The following is a 17,586-nucleotide window of genomic DNA, read 5'->3' on the forward strand; positions in this document are numbered from 1 at the left end:
CCCGGAGTACGACAGCCGCCAGCAGTACGGCCTGTTTGCCGCGGTGCCGGCGGCGATCCGCGAAACCGGGCGGATGACCGCCGATTCGCTGGGCATGATGAAGCGCATGCTGACCGGCCAGGCCTCGGTCAAGAACATCTCCGGCCCGGTCACCATCGCGCGCGCCGCCAATGCCTCGGCCGAACGCGGGCTCGACTGGTTCCTGTATTTCCTGGGCCTGCTGTCGCTGAGCCTTGCGATCATCAACCTGATGCCCATCCCGATCTTGGACGGTGGGCATCTGCTGTATTACCTTATTGAGTTGGTCAAGGGCAGCCCGATCAGCGAACGGGCCATGATTGCCGGGCAATACGTCGGCCTGGCGGTCCTGGCCGGGCTGATGGGACTGGCGTTCTACAACGACATCCTTGGCCTGGTTCCACGATGAAACTGCTCCACTCTTTCCGCCTGTTGTCGTCGTCATACGCCGGCACCCAGCAACACCTGAAATCGACTCCAACCGGATGTGACATGACGCGTCTTCCCACTCGCCGCCTGCTTGCCCTCGCTCTTGCCGCCGGCCTCAGCCTGCCAGCCGTTGCCCTGGCCGCCGAGCCGTTCGTTGCCAGCGACATCCGCGTCGACGGCCTGCAGCGCATCGCTTCGGGCACCGTGTTCACCTATCTGCCGGTGAACCGTGGCGACACCGTGGACGATGCCAAGGTGGCCGACTCGATCCGCGCGCTGTACCGCACCGGCTTCTTCGAGGACGTGCAGCTGGACCGCCAGGGCAACATCCTGGTGATTACGGTCAAGGAACGCCCGGCGATCAACAAGCTCACCGTGACCGGCAACAAGGACATCAAGTCCGAGGAGCTGCTCAAGGGCCTGGGCGACATCGGCCTGACCGAGGGCGGCACCTTCGACCGCCTGAGCCTGGACCGCGTGACCCAGGAACTGACCCGCCAGTACAACAACCGCGGCAAGTACAACGTCGAGATCACCCCCACGGTCAGCCCGCTGGACCGCAACCGCGTGGACGTGGCGATTGCGATCAAGGAAGGCAAGGCCGCCAAGATCCGCCACGTCAACCTGATCGGTACGGAAAAGTTCGCCAACGAGGACATCCTGGAAAACTGGGAGTCCAAGGAGCACAACTGGGCCTCGTGGTACCGCCGCGACGACCAGTACTCCAAGGAAAAGATGTCCGGCGACCTGGAAAAGCTCAATTCCTGGTACCTGGACCGCGGCTATGTGGACTTCAGCATCGACTCCACCCAGGTGTCGATCAGCCCCGACAAGCGCGACATGTTCGTCAGCGCCGGCGTCACCGAGGGCGAGCAGTACAAGATTTCCGAGATCAAGGTCACCGGCGACACCGTGCTGCCGCAGGCCGACATCGAGCGCCTGGTGATCCCCAAGGCCGGCGACATCTTCTCGCGCGCGCTGCTCGAATACACCTCCGATGCGATCACCAACACGCTCAGCAACGTCGGCTACGCGTTTGCCAAGGTCAATCCGATCCCGACCCCGAACCGCGAGGACCGCACCGTTGCGGTGAACCTGCAGGTGGTGCCCGGCCCGCGCGTGACCGTGCGCCGCATCCTCTACAAGGGCAATAGCCGCACCTCGGACGAAGTCTTGCGCCGCGAGATGCGCCAGTTCGAAAACACCTGGTACTCGCAGGCGGCGATCGACCGTTCCAAGATCCGTCTGCAGCGCCTGGGCTACTTCGAGTCGGTGAACGTGGAAACCCCTGCGGTGCCCGGTAGCAACGACCAGGTGGACGTGATCTATGACGTCAAGGAAACCACCTCGGGCAGCTTCGTGTTCGGCCTGGGTTTCTCGCAGGCCTTCGGTGTGACCACCTCGGTACAGTTGTCGCAGAACAACTTCCTGGGCGGTGGTAATCGTGTGGCAGTGGAAGCGTCGCGCAGCACCTTCCAGCAGCGTTATGCGTTCTCGTATACCAACCCGTTCTTTACCGATGACGGCGTGTCGCTGGGGTACAACCTGTCGTGGCGTTCGCTGGACTACTCGGACTTCAACACGGCGCAGTTCAACAGCAAGAACGGCTCGGCGCAGGTGGTGTTCGGCGTGCCGATCACGGAGAACGACACCGTCTCGGCGATGGTCGGTGTGGACAGCAACCAGATCACTACCTTCTCCGGTACCACGCCGCAGGCCATTGTCGATTACATCAGAGCGATCGGCACCGATACGTTCAAGGCCGTGCGTACCGAGTTCGGCTGGGCGCGCGACACACGCAACGACTTCTTCATGCCGACGCGCGGCATGTACCAGCGCGTGGGCCTGGAAACCACCCTGCCCGGCTCGACGGTCGAGTATTACAAGCTCAACTACCAGATTTCGAACTACTGGCCGATCATTCCGGCGCTGGTGTTGAACACGCGCTTCGAACTGGGCTACGGCGACAGCTACGGCAAGGACAGCACGGCCGACATCTGTGGTGTGGTCACCAATGGGACGCTGAACCAGCAGGCTTGTAACGGCACCAACCGTATCCGCAGCGTCACTGCTACCGGCCTGCCGTTCTACGAGAACTTCTACGCTGGCGGTACCAACTCGGTGCGCGGCTTCGAAGACAACACACTGGGACCGCGCTCCGAAGCCATCAACGGCTTCACCCGCGGTCAGCCGCTGGGTGGCTCGTTCAAGACCGTCGGCTCGGTGGAAATGTATTTCCCGAAGCTGTTCGACAGCCCGTCGGCCCGCGTGTCGGCGTTCTTCGATTTCGGTAACGTCTACAGCGGCGTCGACAACTTCAAGGCCAACGAGCTGCGCGCCTCCACCGGTGTGGCGCTGTTGTGGCGCGCCCCGGTCGGCCCCATCTCGATCAGCTACGCGTTCCCGCTGAAGAAGGAAGACAACGACGAGATCGAGCGCCTGCAGTTCACCTTCGGCGGCCAGTTCTAAGAGACGTGAGCACAACAATGGCGGCCCGACATCTCGGGCCGCCATTGTTTGTTTAGGAACCGCTGGATCCTGCGCAGCTTTTAGCGGTAGCTATCCCAAACGGTGCTCAAGCAGGTGTAGGTGGCGCTCCAGTCGGACGCATCGACGCAGGCAATTTGCTGATCCCAGAAGCCATGCGCCTGGGCACGCTGATCGGCAAAGTCGTCGGCCGACGCAGTGGTCACGGCGCCAAGCAGGAGCAGGCTTCCGACAATGGAGAGGGCAGTTTTCATATGCTTCTTCCTAGGTTCGCCGCACGATTGCGACCTGCGAAGAGATACGCCCGCATGTTTGGCAACTCTTTGGTCGGGTTTTTTTTCCGTAAAAACAGCCACCTAATGTTTACGCGAGGTTCACCCTGATGCACCTGACCGCCAGTGCGATTGCCGAACAGTTTGGCTTGACCGTCGTCGGCGACGGCACCATCGAAGTCACCGGTGTCGCCACCCTGGCCCATGCCGGCGCGGGGCAGCTGAGCTTTCTGTCCAACCCGCGCTATCGCCCGCAGCTGGCCGAGACCCAGGCCGCAGTGGTGGTGGTGCGCGCCGACGATGCTGAGGCAGCCAAGGGCACCGCCCTGGTCGCCAAGGACCCCTACACCGCATTCGCCAAGATCGCCGCGCTGTTCGACGTGGCGCCGGTGCGCGCGCCCGGCATCCATGCGTCGGCAGTGATCGACCCCACCGCGCAAGTCTCGCCGGGCGCCCATGTCGGCCCGTTCGTCAGCATCGGTGCGCGCAGCCGCGTGGGCGATGGCTGCGTGATCGGCACCGGCAGCATCATCGGCGAGGACTGCGTGGTGGACGACGGCAGCGAGCTGCTGGCCCGGGTCACCCTGGTCACCCGCGTGCGGCTGGGCAAGCGCGTGCGGATCCACCCCGGCGCGGTGATCGGCGCCGACGGCTTCGGCCTGGCGATGGATGCCGGCCATTGGATCAAGGTGCCGCAGCTTGGCGGGGTGGTGATCGGCGACGATTGCGAGATCGGCGCCAACACCTGCATCGACCGCGGCGCGCTGGAAGACACCGTGCTGGAAGAAGACGTCCGCGTGGATAACCTGGTGCAGATCGCGCACAACTGCCGCATCGGCGCGCACAGCGCGATTGCCGGCTGCACCGGCATTGCCGGCAGCGCCAAGATCGGCCGCTACTGCCTGCTCGGCGGGCATGTCGGCGTGGTCGGCCACCTGGAGATCTGCGACAAGGTGGTGATCACCGGCAAGTCGGTGGTGCGCAATTCCATTCACGAGCCGGGCGAGTATTCGTCCGGCACCCCTCTCACCGACAATCGCACGTGGCGCAAGAATGCCGCGCGCTTCAAACAACTCGATGCGCTGGCAAGGCGCATCCTGGCTGTGGGCAAGGAGAACGCATGAGTCACCCCGTTTACGAGCTGCCGATCGACGTCAACCAGATCCAGACGCTGATTCCGCACCGCTACCCGTTCCTGCTGATCGACCGGGTCATCGAACTGGACCTGGAGGCCAAGCGCATCGTCGGGCAGAAGAACGTCAGCATCAACGAGCCGTTCTTTCAGGGCCACTTCCCGACCCGTCCGGTGATGCCGGGCGTGTTGATCATCGAAGCGCTGGCGCAGGCCGGCGGCGTGATGACCCAGCTCGGCCTGGGGCGCGATGCGCTGTCCAAGCTGTTCTACATGGTCAAGGTCGACAACGCGCGCTTCAACAAGCAGGTGGTGCCGGGCGACGTGCTGATCCTGGAAGTGCAGATGAAACGCCTGATCCGCAACATGGGATGCTATTACGGCGAGGCCAAGGTCAACGGCGAAATCGTGGCCAGCGCGGAAGTCATGTGCGCCGGCGCCAAGGAATAATCCGTTTTTGGAGGTGAGACACGATGCGTGATCAAGCACCCTTGATTCATCCCACCGCCGTCATCGATCCCTCGGCGCAGCTGGCCAGCGATGTGCGCGTCGGCGCGTTCTCGCTGATCGGCGCGGACGTGGAGATCGGCGCCGGCACCGAGGTGGGGCCGCATTGCTCGATCCATGGCCCGACCCGGATCGGCCGCAACAACCGCTTCATCGGGCATGCGGCCATCGGCGGCGAGCCACAAGACAAGAAGTACGCCGGCGAGCGCACCGAACTGGTGATCGGCGACGGCAACGTGATCCGCGAGTTCGTCACCATCAATCGCGGTACCGGCGGCGGTGGCGGCATCACCGTGATCGGCAACGACAACTGGATGCTGGCCTACACGCACGTGGCGCACGACTGCCATGTTGGCAACCATTGCGTGTTTTCCAACAACACCACTCTGGCCGGTCACGTCACCGTAGGCGACTACGTGATCATCAGCGGCTTTGCCGGCGCGCACCAGTTCTGCCGCATCGGCGCACACGCCTTCCTGGGCATGGGCGCGCTGACCAACGGCGACGTGCCGCCGTTCACCATGGTCGGCAGCGAATCGCTGGGCCGCCCGCGCGGCATCAACAGCGAAGGCCTCAAGCGCCGCGGCTTCGACGCCGAGCGCATCACCGCGATCAAGCGTGCCTACCGCACGCTGTACGTGGCCGGCTTGCCGCTGGCCGACGCCAAGCTGCAGCTGGCCGAACAGGCCAAGAGCAGCGACGACGTGCGCGGCATGCTCGAGTTCATCGACGCGGCAGAACGGCCGTTGTTGCGATGAACGCCGGGATTCGGGATTCGGGATTGGGGATGGAAAGCATCCCCACCAGACCGGGCCAAGTCGTGCACGACGCGCTAGCCAATCCCCAATCCCCAATCTCCAATCTCCGCTCTCCGCGTATCGCGTTGATCGCCGGCGAAGCCTCCGGCGACATCCTCGGTGCGGGGCTGATCGAGCAGCTGCGGCTGCGCTATCCGAAAGCCGAATTTGTCGGCATCGGCGGCGATGCGATGCGTGGGGTCGGGTGCCAGACCTGGTTCGATGCCAGCGAGCTGGCGGTGATGGGCCTGACCGAAGTGCTGCGCCATCTGCCGCGCCTGCTCAAGCTGCGCAGCGCGTTCCGGGAGCGCGTGCTGGCGTGGAAGCCGGATGTATTCATCGGCATCGATGCGCCGGATTTCAATCTGCCGGTGGAGCGTTGGCTCAAGCAGCGCGGCATCAAGACCGTGCATTACGTCAGCCCCTCGGTCTGGGCCTGGCGCGAAAAGCGTGCGGAAAAGATCGGCGCCAGCGCCGACCTGGTGCTGTGCCTGTTCCCGATGGAACCGCCGATCTATGCCAAACATGGCGTGGACGCGCGCTTCGTCGGCCACCCGATGGCCGACGACATCGCCTACCAGGCCGACCGCGAGGCCGCGCGCGCCAAGCTCGGCATCTCCGCGTCCAGCACCGTGCTGGCCGTGTTGCCCGGCAGCCGGCATGGCGAGATCAGCCGGCTCGGCGACACCTTTTTTCAGGCCGCCTGGCTGGTCTCCGAGCATCTGCACAACCTGCATGTACTGGTACCCGCGGCCAACCCCGGCTGCAAGCAAGTGCTGGCCGAGCAGCTCTCGCGTTCGTCGCTGCCGGTGCTGCGCTCGCACCTGCTCGACGGCCAGGCGCGCACCGCCATGCTGGCCGCCGACGTGGTGCTGCTGGCCTCCGGCACCGCCACACTGGAAGCCATGCTGGTCAAGCGCCCGATGGTGGTCGGCTACAAGGTCGCGCCGCTGACCTACCGCATCGTCAAGACGCTGGGCCTGCTCAAGGTCAACCGCTACGCCTTGCCCAACATCCTGGCCAACGACGACCTGGCCCCGGAGCTGATGCAGGACGACTGCACGCCCGAGCGGCTGTGCGTCGCCCTGCTCGACTGGTTCAAGCACCCCGAGAAGGTCGCCGGCCTGCAACCGCGCTACCTGGCCCTGCACGCCGAACTGCGCCGCGACGCCTCGGCGCGCGCGGCCGACGCGGTGGCGGAGCTGCTGGAGGGCCGGGATTCGGGAGTGGGGATTCGGGATTCGTCAGGAGCAACGGCATGACCGACCTCCGCCAGCCGCCCTTGTTTGGCCAATCCCACATCCCGAATGCCGAATCCCGGATGTTGACCGCCGGCGTCGACGAAGCTGGCCGCGGCCCACTCGCTGGTCCCGTCGCGGTGGCGGCGGTGGTGTTCGACCCCGGCAAGCCGCGCATCAACGGGCTGGACGATTCCAAGCAGCTCACCGCCGAACGGCGCGAGCAGCTGTATGCGCGCATCATCGAGCGCGCGCTGGCGTGGTCGGTGGTGCTGATCGACAGCGAAGAGATCGACCGCATCAATATCTACCAGGCGACCATGCTCGGCATGCGCCGGGCGGTGGAAGGCGTGGCGCACGTGGCCGGATTTGCGCGCATCGACGGCAACCGGGTGCCCAAGGGGCTGCCCTGCCCGGCCGAGGCCCTGATCGGCGGGGATGCCATCGACCGCGCCATCATGGCGGCCTCGATCGTGGCCAAGGTCACCCGCGACCGCCTGATGCACGAATTGCACGCGCAACACCCGGAATACCGCTTCGACCAGCACAAGGGCTACAGCACCCCGATCCATCTGGCCGCGCTGCAAAGCCACGGGCCCTGCCCGCAGCATCGGCGCAGCTTTGCGCCGGTGCGGTTGGCGCTGGAAGGCCGGGACCCGGGACCCGGGACCGGGGACCCGGAACAGCTGCGGATCGTGCAACACGCCGGCGCCGTCTAGGCACGGACCGGCGCCCCACCGCCCGTGCAGGAAGCGATGCGCGGGCTTTCAACCAGGTGATCGACCGCTGTTCCGGGTCCCCGGTCCCGGGTCCCGGGTCCCGCCGCCCACCTGTCAAGCCTTGTTCGCCTTCGCCCCCGCCGGTACCCTGACCGCGCATTATTCCGGTCTCGCATGTCCACTTCCCGCTTCGTCCATCTGCACGTCCACACCGAGTTCTCGCTGGCGGATTCCACCATCCGTGTGCCCGAGAAACCGGATCAGGCTGACCCGAAAAAGGCCAAGCAGGCCAACCTGCTGAGCCGGGCGGTCGAGCTCGACATGCCCGCGCTGGCAGTCACCGACCTCAACAACCTGTTCGCGCTGGTCAAGTTCTACAAGGCCGCCGAAGGCGTGGGCATCAAGCCAATTGCCGGCGCCGACGTGATGATCGCCACGCCGGACATGACGCCCTGGCGCATGACCCTGTTGTGCCGCGACCGCGAAGGCTACCTGAGCCTGTCGCGGCTGCTGACGCGCGCCTGGATGGAAGGCCACCGCCCTGAAGGCGGGGTGGCGATCCATCCGGAATGGCTGCAGGCCGGGCACGCCAACCTGTTCGCGCTGGCCGGCCGCGACAGCCTGGCCGGGCGCCTGTTCAACGAGGGCCGCGCGGATCTTGCCGAGCAGCAGCTGGCCGACTGGCAGCGCGTGTTCGGCGATGGCCTGCATCTGGAACTGACCCGCACCGGCCGCGAGGGCGAGGAGCGCTTCAACCAGTTCGCGCTGCATGCCGCCGGCGTGCGCGGGCTGCCGGTGGTGGCCAGCAACGATGTGCGTTTTTTGTACGCCAGCGACTTCAACGCGCACGAAGCGCGCGTGTGCATTTCGTCGGGCCGCGTGCTCGACGACCCCAAGCGCCCGCGTGACTACAGCGACCAGCAGTACATGAAGTCCAGCGAGGAGATGGCGGCGCTGTTCGCCGACATCCCCGACGCCATCGACAACACGCTGGCGCTGGCGCAACGCTGCAACATCGAGATGCGCCTGGGCACCTACTTCCTGCCCGCCTACCCGGTGCCGGACGACGAGACGCTGGACAGCTGGATCCGCAGCCAGTCGCGCGACGGTCTGGCCGCACGCCTGGAAAAGAACCCGATCGCACCGGGCAAGACCCGCCAGGACTACGTGGACCGGCTCGAATTCGAGCTGGACACCATCATCAAGATGGGCTTCCCCGGCTACTTCCTGATCGTGGCCGACTTCATCCAGTGGGGCAAGAACCAGGGCATTCCGATCGGCCCGGGACGCGGTTCCGGTGCCGGTTCGCTGGTGGCCTGGGCGCTGCAGATCACCGACCTGGACCCGCTGCCGTACAACCTGCTGTTCGAGCGCTTCCTGAATCCAGAGCGCGTGTCGATGCCCGACTTCGACATCGACTTCTGCATGGACCGCCGCGACGAAGTCATCGACTACGTGGCGCGCAAGTACGGCCGCGAGCGCGTCAGCCAGATCATCACCTACGGCACCATGGCCGCCAAGGCGGTGGTGCGCGACGCCGGGCGCGTGCTCGGTTTCACCTACGGCCTGGTGGATAGCGTTGCCAAGCTGATCCCCAACATCCTGGGCATCACGCTCAAGGATGCGATGGGCGAAGGCAAGGATTCGGAGATGGCCTCGCCGGACCTGATCCAGCGCTACCAGGTCGAAGACGATGTGCGCGACCTGATGGATCTGGCGCGCCAGCTCGAAGACCTTACCCGCAACGCCGGCAAGCACGCCGGCGGCGTGGTGATCGCGCCCGAGCCGCTCTCCGAGTTCTGCCCGCTGTTCGCCGAACACGACGAGGATGGCCGCGGCAAGAACCCGGTGACCCAGTTCGACAAGGACGACGTCGAAGCGGTGGGCCTGGTGAAGTTCGACTTCCTCGGCCTGCGCACGCTGACCATCATCGATTGGGCGGTCAAGGCGATCAACGTGCGCCATGCGCGCGCCGGCATCGACCCGGTCGACATCACCACCATTCCGCTGGACGACGTGCCCACCTACAAGGGCGTGTTCGCCTCGGGCAATACCGGTGCGGTGTTCCAGTTCGAATCCTCGGGCATGCGCCGCCTGCTCAAGGACGCGCGCCCTGACCGCTTCGAAGACCTGATTGCGCTGGTGTCGCTGTACCGCCCCGGTCCGATGGACCTGATCCCGGACTTCAACGCGCGCAAGCATGGGCAGCAGGAGATCGTGTATCCCGATCCGCGCACCGAAGTCATCCTGAAAGACACCTACGGCATCATGGTGTACCAGGAGCAGGTGATGCAGATGGCGCAGATCGTCGGCGATTATTCGCTGGGCGGCGCCGACCTGCTGCGCCGCGCGATGGGCAAGAAGGTGCCGGCCGAAATGGCCAAGCACCGCGAAATCTTCCGCGAAGGCGCAGCCAAGGGCGGCGTGAGCGCGGCCAAGGCCGACGAAATCTTCGATTTGATGGAGAAGTTCGCCGGCTACGGTTTCAACAAGTCGCACGCCGCCGCGTACGCGTTGGTCAGCTACCAGACTGCGTGGCTGAAACGGCATTACCCGGCCGAGTTCATGGCCGCCACGCTGTCCTCGGACATGGACAACACCGACAAGGTGGTGGGGTTCCTGGACGAGGTGCGCAACCTCGGCCTCACCGTCAAGCCGCCGCGCGTCAACGAATCGGCCTACCAGTTCGAGGCCGCCAGCCCGGACACCATTCAATACGGGCTGGGCGCGATCAAGGGCGTGGGCCAGGGCGCGTGCGAGGCCATCGTCGAAGAACGCCGGCGCGGCGGCCCGTACACCACGCTGCTGGATTTCTGCACGCGCGTGGGCACCGCAAAGCTCAACCGGCGCACGCTGGAAGCGATGATCAATGCCGGCGCGATGGACGGGCTGGGCAAGAACCGCGCCTCGCTGATGCTGCAGTTGCCTGAGGTGATGAAGGCCACCGAGCAGATGGCGCGCGAACGCGCATCCGGGCAGAACTCGCTGTTCGGCGGTCCCGACCCGAGCGCGCCGGCGATGCGCCTGGACCTGCCCGAAAGCAAGGAATGGCCGTTGGGCCAACTGCTCACCGGCGAGCGCGAAACGCTGGGCTTCTATCTCAGCGGCCACCCGTTCGATCCGCATCGCGAAGAAGTGCGCGAGCTGGTCGGTTGCGACCTGGGCGCGCTGGAGAAGATCCTCGCCTCGCAACAACGTGGCGGCGGCGGTGGTGGCGGCGACGGCGAAAAACGCGCCTGGCGCCCGGAAGTCAGTGCGATCCTGGCCGGCCAGGTGGTCGGCGTGCGGCGCAAGGGCGACAGTCAGGTGTTCGTGCAACTGGAAGACGGCCGCGGCCGGGTGGAATGCAGCGCGTTCTCCGATACGATGGCCGAGTTCGGCCACCTGCTCACCCGCGACCGCATCCTGATCGTCAAGGGCGGGCTGCGCGAGGACGAATTCAACGGCGGCTACAGCCTGCGCATCCGCCAGTGCTGGGACTACGAGCAGATCTGCGCCGACCACGCGCAACGGCTGTCATTGCGCCTGGACCTGCGCGAGAAGCAGGCCTTCAAGCGCATCGACGCGCTGCTGGCCAAGCACCGCCCCGGCAAGACCCCCCTGCGCCTGGACCTGCTGCTGCGCGCCCCCAGCGGCGGGGTGGCCGGGATGCTCGACCTCAACGGCAACCACTCGGTGCGCATCGACCAGCAACTGATGGACAGCCTGCGCGCCGATCCGGCAGTGCGGACTGTGAAGATCAAGTACAGCCCGCCATGGGCCTGAGGGGCCGGGATTTGGCATTCGGGAATGGGGATTCGCTACGGCAGTCTACTGACGCGTCGAGGCCATGACGGTGCTCTTGCGAATCCCGAATCCCCAATCCCCAATCCCGGCCGTGCAACCGCACGGCTGCGTACGGGCCAGCCACACCGCTTCAGCTACACTCCCCGCCTTACGTTGACGACGCCATTGCATGAATCCTAACTACCTCGACTTCGAGCAACCCATCGCCGATCTGGAAGCCAAGATCCAGGAACTGCGCAAGGCCAGTACCGGGCCTGCAGTCAACGTGGAAACCGAAGTCCGCGCCCTGCGCGACAAGTTGCGCGTGCGCACCGCGCAGATCTTCCGCGACCTGTCTGCCTGGCAGGTCTCGCAGCTGGCGCGCCATCCGCAGCGCCCGTACACGCTGGACTACATCGGCACCATCTGCGACGAATTCCAGGAACTGGCCGGCGACCGCGCCTATGCCGACGACAAGGCGATTGTTGGTGGCCTGGGCCGCATCGACGGCCGCCCGGTAGTGATCATCGGGCACCAGAAGGGCCGCGACACCAAGACCAAGGTGGCGCGCAACTTCGGCATGCCGCGCCCGGAGGGCTACCGCAAGGCGCTGCGCCTGATGAAGCTGGCCGAGCGTTTCCGCCTGCCACTGCTGACTTTCATCGACACCCCCGGCGCCTACCCGGGCATCGGTGCCGAAGAGCGCGGCCAGTCCGAGGCGATCGCGCGCAATCTGCTGGAAATGGCCGAACTCAAGATCCCGGTGATCTGCACGGTGATCGGCGAAGGCGGCTCCGGCGGCGCGCTGGCGATCGGCGTGGGCGACCGCACCCTGATGCTGGAATACGGCACCTATTCGGTGATTTCGCCGGAAGGCTGCGCCTCGATCCTGTGGAAGGACGCGGCCAAGGCCAAGGACGCCGCCGAACAGCTCGGTCTGACCGCCAAGCGCCTGAAGGGACTGGGTCTGGTCGACAAGGTCATCCGCGAACCTACCGGCGGCGCGCACCGCAACCCCGAGCAGATGGGCAAGCGCCTGAAGGCGGTCCTGCTCAACGAACTGGACGCACTGGAAAAGATCCCGGTGGAAACCCTGCTGCAGCAGCGCTACGAGCGCCTGCGTAGCTACGGTGCTTACGAGGGGCACTGAACCGTCGCGCTCCGTGGCCCGGAGCGCGCAACCCGCAGCACGTACAGGAAGCGCTCCCCCCTGAGTCGCTGCTGCGCTCGATCCTGTTGCAGATGGCCTGCTGCGTGCAGATGGTGTGCAGCGGCTGGTCCGTCCTACCGAATAGTGATCCTGCTGAAGTTCTAGGCCGGCATCGCGATGACGTCAGCCTCGGCTCCTGCGTGCAAGGCGACACCACGCCTTGCACGCAACGCCGCTCAGAACGGCTTGGCCAGCACCAGCCAGATCACACCGACCAGCAGGATCACCGGCACCTCGTTGAACAAGCGCAGTGCACGCCCGCTCGGGACGGCACGCCCCTGGTCCACGCCCTTCAGCCAGCGTCCGGCCACGATGTAGTGCGCCAGGATCAACGCAACCGCGAACAACTTGGCGTGCAGCCAACCGCCAGTCACCATGGTCGGGAAATCGGGAATCACGCGGTAGCCCTGCCACAGCACCGCGCCCAGCAGCAGCGCCAGCCCCAGCATGCTGTGACCGAATTTGTACAGCCGCCGCCCCATCAGCACCAGGCGTGCGCGCACTGCAGATTCGCTGCCGGCTTCGGCGATGTTGACCAGGATGCGCGGCAGATAGAACACCGCCGCCATCCAGGCGATCACGAACAACAGATGGAAGGTCTTGATCCACAAATACAGGGTCATGCGCTGGCTCCGTTGGCTCGCGTAGGATGGCCCGCATTTTCACCCATCCGCACGCGCGAAAGCAGCTGAGACCATGCAGCAGTCAGACCAGAAACAGTACGACGCCCAGTATTTCCGCCGCTGGTATCGCGATGCCGGGCTGGCCGACCCCGCCCGCCTGCGACGCAAGGTCGCACTCGCGGTGGCACAGGCCGAGTACTACCTGGAACGCCCGATCCGCAGCGTGCTGGATGTCGGCTGCGGCGAAGCCGCATGGCGCGCGCCCTTGCTGGCACTGCGGCCCAAGCTCAGCTACCTGGGCTTTGACAGCAGCGACTACGCCGTCCGGCGCTACGGCCGTAGCCGCCAGATCCACCCTGCCCGCTTCGGCGACTTCGCCTGGCTGCGCCCCTGCGCACCGGTGGACCTGCTGATCTGCTCGGATGTCCTGCATTACGTGCCCACGCGCGAATTCAATCAAGGCCTGCCCGGATTGGCCGACATGTGCGCAGGCGTGGCGTTTCTGGAAACCTTTGCCGAAGAAGATGCCTTCGAAGGCGATCATGACGGTTTTCAGGCGCGGCCATCGCGCTGGTACCGGCGCCGCTTCGCCAGCGTGGGCTTTACTGCGCTCGGGTCGCACTGCTGGTTGTCGCCGCAATTGGCTGGAGAGACGTCTGCATTGGAGCGCAGCTGAGCAGATGTTCGCGGCTGCCGACGACCGGGGGAAGGCGCCTCGCAGGAACGGGTTGCGACGACGTACCAGGCTTGACGTGGTTGGTGTATCGCCGGTCGTATTTGAGTCCGCGAGGGCTTCACCACGTACCCTCACCCCAACCCCTCTCCCGCAGGAGAGGGGCTTTGCTTCTGCAAGGCCCTACGTCGGCCTGCCGCCGAACGCCATCTTGCAACCGCGAGCTCTTCCTTCTCCCGTCGGGAGAAGGTGCCCCGCAGGGGCGGATGAGGGTACGGGCGAAGCCTGATGCAATTTGAATGGACGTGGCTTCGCCCCGTACCCTCATCCCAACTCCTCTCCCGCAGGAGAGGGGCTTGCTTCTACGGGCCCTACGTCATCCGGCCGCCTAACGCCACCTTGCAACCGCGCGAGCTGTTCCTTCTCCCGTCGGGAGAAGGTGCCCCGCAGGGGCGGATGAGGGTACGGGCGAAGCCTCGCGCAGGTTGAGTGGACGTGGGCTTTACCCCCTACCCTCACCCCAGCCCCTCTCCCGCAGGAGAGGGGCTCTGCTTCTGCAGGCACTTCGACAGGACTGTCGATTACACGCTGGTCGCATCGCTTCCAACGTCATCCGGCCGCCTAGCGCGATCTTCCAGCCGTGCACACCATCTGAACGAGCACAGACAGCAGCAGATAACGCAGCCTATGTCTGCCATAGCTCCCATGACAGCCTCAACCGCCCGGAGCCCCATTAAGGTGCAAATGCGCCAAACCCGGTATGCTGCGCGGCAGCAAAACCGCACGGATGGGTGGAATGCTTTATCAACTGCATGAGCTGACCCGCAATCTGCTAGCCCCCTGGGTGCATCAGGCCCAGGCGAACGCCAAGATGTTCTCCGACCCCGACAGCCTGTGGGCCTCGCTTCCCGGTGCCGAACGCATGGCCGCCAGCAATGAGCTGTTCCATCGCCTGGGCAAGGAATACGAAAAGCCTGCCTGGGCGCTGGACGATGTCGAGGTCGATGGCCACTCGCTGCCGATCATCGAACGCGAGGTGCTGAGCAAGCCGTTCTGCCGGCTGCTGCGCTTCAAGCGTTTCAGCGACCACGTCGAGCTGATCGGCAAGATGAAGGAGCAACCGGCGGTGCTGGTGGTGGCGCCGTTGTCCGGCCACCACGCCACCCTGCTGCGCGACACCGTGCGCACCCTGCTGCGCAACCACAAGGTCTATGTGACCGATTGGGTAGACGCGCGCATGGTCCCTCTGGAAGCAGGCGCGTTCCGGCTCGAGGACTACATCACCTACATCCAGGAGTTCATCCGCCATATCGGCGCCGAGCGCCTGCATGTGGTGAGCGTGTGCCAGCCCACGGTACCGGTGTTGGCGGCGGTTTCGCTGATGGCCAGCAACGACGAGCCCACCCCGCGCTCGCTGGTGATGATGGGCGGGCCGATCGATGCGCGCCGTAGCCCCACCCAGGTCAACAACCTGGCCACGGAAAACGGTATCGAGTGGTTCCAGAACAACATGATCCACACCGTGCCGTTCCCGTATCCGGGCCATGGCCGTCAGGTGTATCCGGGCTTCCTGCAGCACGCCGGCTTCCTGTCGATGAACCCCAATCGGCACGTGATGTCGCACTGGGATTTCTACACCGATCTGGTCAAGGGCGACCTGCAGGATGCGCAAGCGCATCGGCAGTTCTACGACGAATACAACGCCGTGCTCGACATGCCGGCCGAGTATTACCTCGACACCATCCGCGTGGTGTTTCAGGAGTTTTTGCTGCCGCAGGGCAAGTGGAAAGTGGACGGCCAACTGGTCAAGCCATCGGCGATCCGCAATACCGCGCTGCTGAGCATCGAAGGCGAGCTGGACGACATCTCCGGCCTCGGCCAGACCGAAGCGGTACACGATCTGTGCACCGGCATCGATGCGGCGCATCGCCGTCATCTGGTGGTGGAAGGCGCCGGTCATTACGGCATCTTCAGCGGCCGTCGTTGGCGTGAAGTGGTGTACCCGCAGGTACGCGAATTCATCGCCCGCTACGATGCCGACCCGGTCGGCAGCCGCGACCCGGCCACCGTGACCCCGATCCGCAAGCGCGGCAAACGCGCCTGAACCAAGAAATAAAATCCCCGGCACGGCCGGGGATTTTTTTGTATCGCCACCAAGGTCACCCAGCAAACCTGCTACGCAACCGCCAGGTGCGCGCGGCCCGCGGCCAGAACGGTATATCTCGCGCGCACGCTGCGGTTCCTGTGCGCTGCACACACCCGTCCGACAACTGCTCGCCATGTGTTGCCAGCTGTTCTAGGTGCGACAGCACGCCAAGCAATGCCAGCCTGCAAACGCCATCATCGATGCTGTGCATGCTGAGACATCGCTCGCGCGCGTCACGCAGCCGCTTCGCCACTCTTGACCAACAGCTGCTTGGCGAACATGCCGTGCAGCTTGCCGAAGGCGCGCGCCAGATGCAGCGTGACGAACAACAACAGCACGCCCACCGCGAACAACGGCAACGTCAGCCAGGAACCGGTGATGTCCACGCCATCCCAGGTCAGCACGGCCGTGTTGTCGAACAACACGACAAGCGGTGAAGCGGCCAGCCCCAGCGACAGCGACAGCAGCGTGCAAAACACGGTGAAGTAGAGAGTTCCCAGCGGCAGCATCAACACGAAGTACAGCATCGTGCTCCAGGTGCGCACGTCGGTGAACATCGCGCCGATGCGTTGCAGCCAACTGCCCTGCAGGCCCGGATGTTGCGGGCGACGCGGCATGCGCACGCCCAGCAGCGTTTCGACCACGCGGCCTTCCACCAGCGACAACACCCGTACCGAGCCGAAGAACAACACCAGCAACGGCACGCCGATGATCAGGATCAGCAGCCCGATCGACAGGCTCGCGCCAGTGACGACCCAGGTGAAATAAAACACGCCGGTAAGCAGCGACAGCAGCATGTAGAACAGTGCGCCATAGGTGCGCGGGTCGGCTGCCACACCAAAGAAGTTGCCAATCCACGATGCGCGTTTGGGAGGCGCCGGAGGACGCAACGCGCGGGTCACGGTCACTTCGGTTTCGCGGTAGATCTCGGCCACTTCCTCCGGCGCGCCGTAGCTGCCAGCCACGCCTGCAATGACCTCCGCCTCGCTCTTGCCGTGCTGTTCCGCAAGCTCGGCGCGCAGATATTCTTCGGCGTCGTAGAGCGCGTCCTGGATCATCGCCGGGTCGGCGCCCGCCAGCGCCTGCCGCAGCTGCGCCAGGTAATCGGAAATGGTGGTCGGCAACGGATGTGACTGCGCAACTGTATTCATAAGTGGGTCCCCTGCAGCACTGAGTCAACGGAATCACGGGTGGCGCGCCAGGCGGCGGTCCATTCGTGCAGGCAGTCACGCCCGCTGTCGGTAATGCGGTAATAACGGCGCGGCGGCCCAGACGCGGATGGCTCGATATGGCTCTGCAACAGCCCTGCCCCTTCCAGATTGCGCAGCACCGGGTACAGGGCGCTCTGCTTGCCGCTGAGCACGCCTTCCAGCCGCTCCAGCCGCTTGGCAATGAGGTAGCCGTACAGCGGCTCGTCGGCCTGTGCCAGGACGGCCAGCAAGGCCAGCGACACAGTGCCCGCACTGAGCTCCTTCTGAAATTTGCGTAGGTGGATATCCGGCTCGCTCATCGGCCATCTCCGCTAGGTCGAAGGTGATGCTATGTAGAACCTAGCTATAGTGGATGTGCC

The 17,586-nt window shown here is 65.1% G+C and carries 15 protein-coding genes and 1 other RNA gene; 12 read left to right on the forward strand and 4 right to left on the reverse strand.

The features are described 5' to 3' along the window. Both OZ10_RS18840 and bamA read left to right on the forward strand, forming a co-directional pair. On the forward strand, nt 1-427 hold a 427-nt coding region (locus OZ10_RS18840; RefSeq protein ID WP_039566531.1), incomplete at its 5' end, for a site-2 protease family protein. A gap of 83 nt (nt 428-510) precedes the next feature. After that, nucleotides 511-2,916, forward strand: coding sequence for an outer membrane protein assembly factor BamA (bamA, locus tag OZ10_RS18845; RefSeq protein WP_039566534.1), 2,406 nt, complete (start codon nt 511-513; stop codon nt 2,914-2,916). Nucleotides 2,917-2,996: 80 nt separating this feature from the next. Here the strand turns inward: bamA and OZ10_RS18850 are convergent, their stop codons facing one another. Continuing rightward, nucleotides 2,997-3,188, reverse strand: a complete 192-nt coding sequence (locus OZ10_RS18850) for a hypothetical protein (RefSeq protein WP_039566535.1) — start codon at nt 3,186-3,188, stop codon at nt 2,997-2,999. A gap of 128 nt (nt 3,189-3,316) precedes the next feature. Between OZ10_RS18850 and lpxD the strand changes: the two genes are divergently transcribed. The 7 genes from lpxD to OZ10_RS18885 all read left to right on the forward strand — a co-directional run bounded on the left by lpxD (nt 3,317) and on the right by OZ10_RS18885 (nt 12,514). Continuing rightward, the gene (lpxD, locus tag OZ10_RS18855) at nt 3,317-4,330 is read left to right on the forward strand and encodes a UDP-3-O-(3-hydroxymyristoyl)glucosamine N-acyltransferase (protein ID WP_039566537.1); all 1,014 of its coding nucleotides are present in this window, start codon (nt 3,317-3,319) and stop codon (nt 4,328-4,330) included. Beyond that, entirely contained in the window at nt 4,327-4,788 is a 462-nt protein-coding gene (gene fabZ / locus OZ10_RS18860; protein ID WP_039415369.1) for a 3-hydroxyacyl-ACP dehydratase FabZ, read from the forward strand. The genes lpxD and fabZ overlap by 4 nt, the downstream gene beginning before the upstream one ends. Nucleotides 4,789-4,811: 23 nt before the next feature. Continuing rightward, nucleotides 4,812-5,603, forward strand: coding sequence for an acyl-ACP--UDP-N-acetylglucosamine O-acyltransferase (gene lpxA, locus OZ10_RS18865; protein ID WP_039415372.1), 792 nt, complete (start codon nt 4,812-4,814; stop codon nt 5,601-5,603). Nucleotides 5,604-5,632: 29 nt separating this feature from the next. Next, nucleotides 5,633-6,904 carry a lipid-A-disaccharide synthase gene (gene lpxB / locus OZ10_RS18870; RefSeq protein ID WP_052210069.1) on the forward strand — a complete coding sequence of 424 codons (1,272 nt, stop codon included), beginning with the start codon at nt 5,633-5,635 and terminating at the stop codon, nt 6,902-6,904. Then, the gene (locus OZ10_RS18875; protein WP_039566540.1) at nt 6,901-7,599 is read left to right on the forward strand and encodes a ribonuclease HII; all 699 of its coding nucleotides are present in this window, start codon (nt 6,901-6,903) and stop codon (nt 7,597-7,599) included. Before lpxB ends, OZ10_RS18875 begins: the two co-directional genes overlap by 4 nt. A 174-nt stretch (nt 7,600-7,773) precedes the next feature. Continuing rightward, complete coding sequence (gene dnaE, locus OZ10_RS18880; protein WP_039566542.1) at nt 7,774-11,364, forward strand: DNA polymerase III subunit alpha; 3,591 nt, start codon at nt 7,774-7,776, stop codon at nt 11,362-11,364. Between the two features lie 190 nt (nt 11,365-11,554). Further along, the gene (locus tag OZ10_RS18885) at nt 11,555-12,514 is read left to right on the forward strand and encodes an acetyl-CoA carboxylase carboxyltransferase subunit alpha (protein ID WP_039409599.1); all 960 of its coding nucleotides are present in this window, start codon (nt 11,555-11,557) and stop codon (nt 12,512-12,514) included. Nucleotides 12,515-12,750: 236 nt separating this feature from the next. Here OZ10_RS18885 and OZ10_RS18890 read toward each other — a convergent pair whose 3' ends face one another. Next, the gene (locus tag OZ10_RS18890; RefSeq protein WP_039409600.1) at nt 12,751-13,197 is read right to left on the reverse strand and encodes a CopD family protein; all 447 of its coding nucleotides are present in this window, start codon (nt 13,195-13,197) and stop codon (nt 12,751-12,753) included. Nucleotides 13,198-13,270: 73 nt separating this feature from the next. On the opposite strand from OZ10_RS18890, the gene OZ10_RS18895 reads away from it, so the two are divergent. From OZ10_RS18895 to OZ10_RS20760, 3 genes are all read left to right on the forward strand, one after another. Beyond that, nucleotides 13,271-13,873: a methyltransferase gene (locus tag OZ10_RS18895; RefSeq protein ID WP_039409602.1), complete on the forward strand. Its 603-nt coding sequence runs from the start codon at nt 13,271-13,273 to the stop codon at nt 13,871-13,873. Between the two features lie 757 nt (nt 13,874-14,630). Next, nucleotides 14,631-15,974 (forward strand): polyhydroxyalkanoate depolymerase, encoded by a 1,344-nt coding sequence (locus OZ10_RS18900; RefSeq protein WP_162183142.1) that lies wholly within the window; start codon nt 14,631-14,633, stop codon nt 15,972-15,974. Between the two features lie 118 nt (nt 15,975-16,092). Further along, a non-coding RNA gene (locus OZ10_RS20760) (sX9 sRNA) lies at nt 16,093-16,163 on the forward strand. An 86-nt stretch (nt 16,164-16,249) separates the two neighbouring features. On the opposite strand, the gene OZ10_RS18905 is transcribed toward OZ10_RS20760, so the two are convergent. Beyond that, complete coding sequence (locus tag OZ10_RS18905) at nt 16,250-17,167, reverse strand: sensor domain-containing protein (protein ID WP_039409605.1); 918 nt, start codon at nt 17,165-17,167, stop codon at nt 16,250-16,252. Further along, nucleotides 17,164-17,526 (reverse strand): PadR family transcriptional regulator, encoded by a 363-nt coding sequence (locus OZ10_RS18910; RefSeq protein ID WP_039566545.1) that lies wholly within the window; start codon nt 17,524-17,526, stop codon nt 17,164-17,166. The genes OZ10_RS18905 and OZ10_RS18910 overlap by 4 nt, the downstream gene beginning before the upstream one ends. Nucleotides 17,527-17,586 lie beyond the last annotated feature (60 nt).

Source organism: Xanthomonas cannabis pv. cannabis, from assembly GCF_000802365.1.
GTDB classification, from domain to species: Bacteria; Pseudomonadota; Gammaproteobacteria; order Xanthomonadales; family Xanthomonadaceae; genus Xanthomonas; species Xanthomonas cannabis.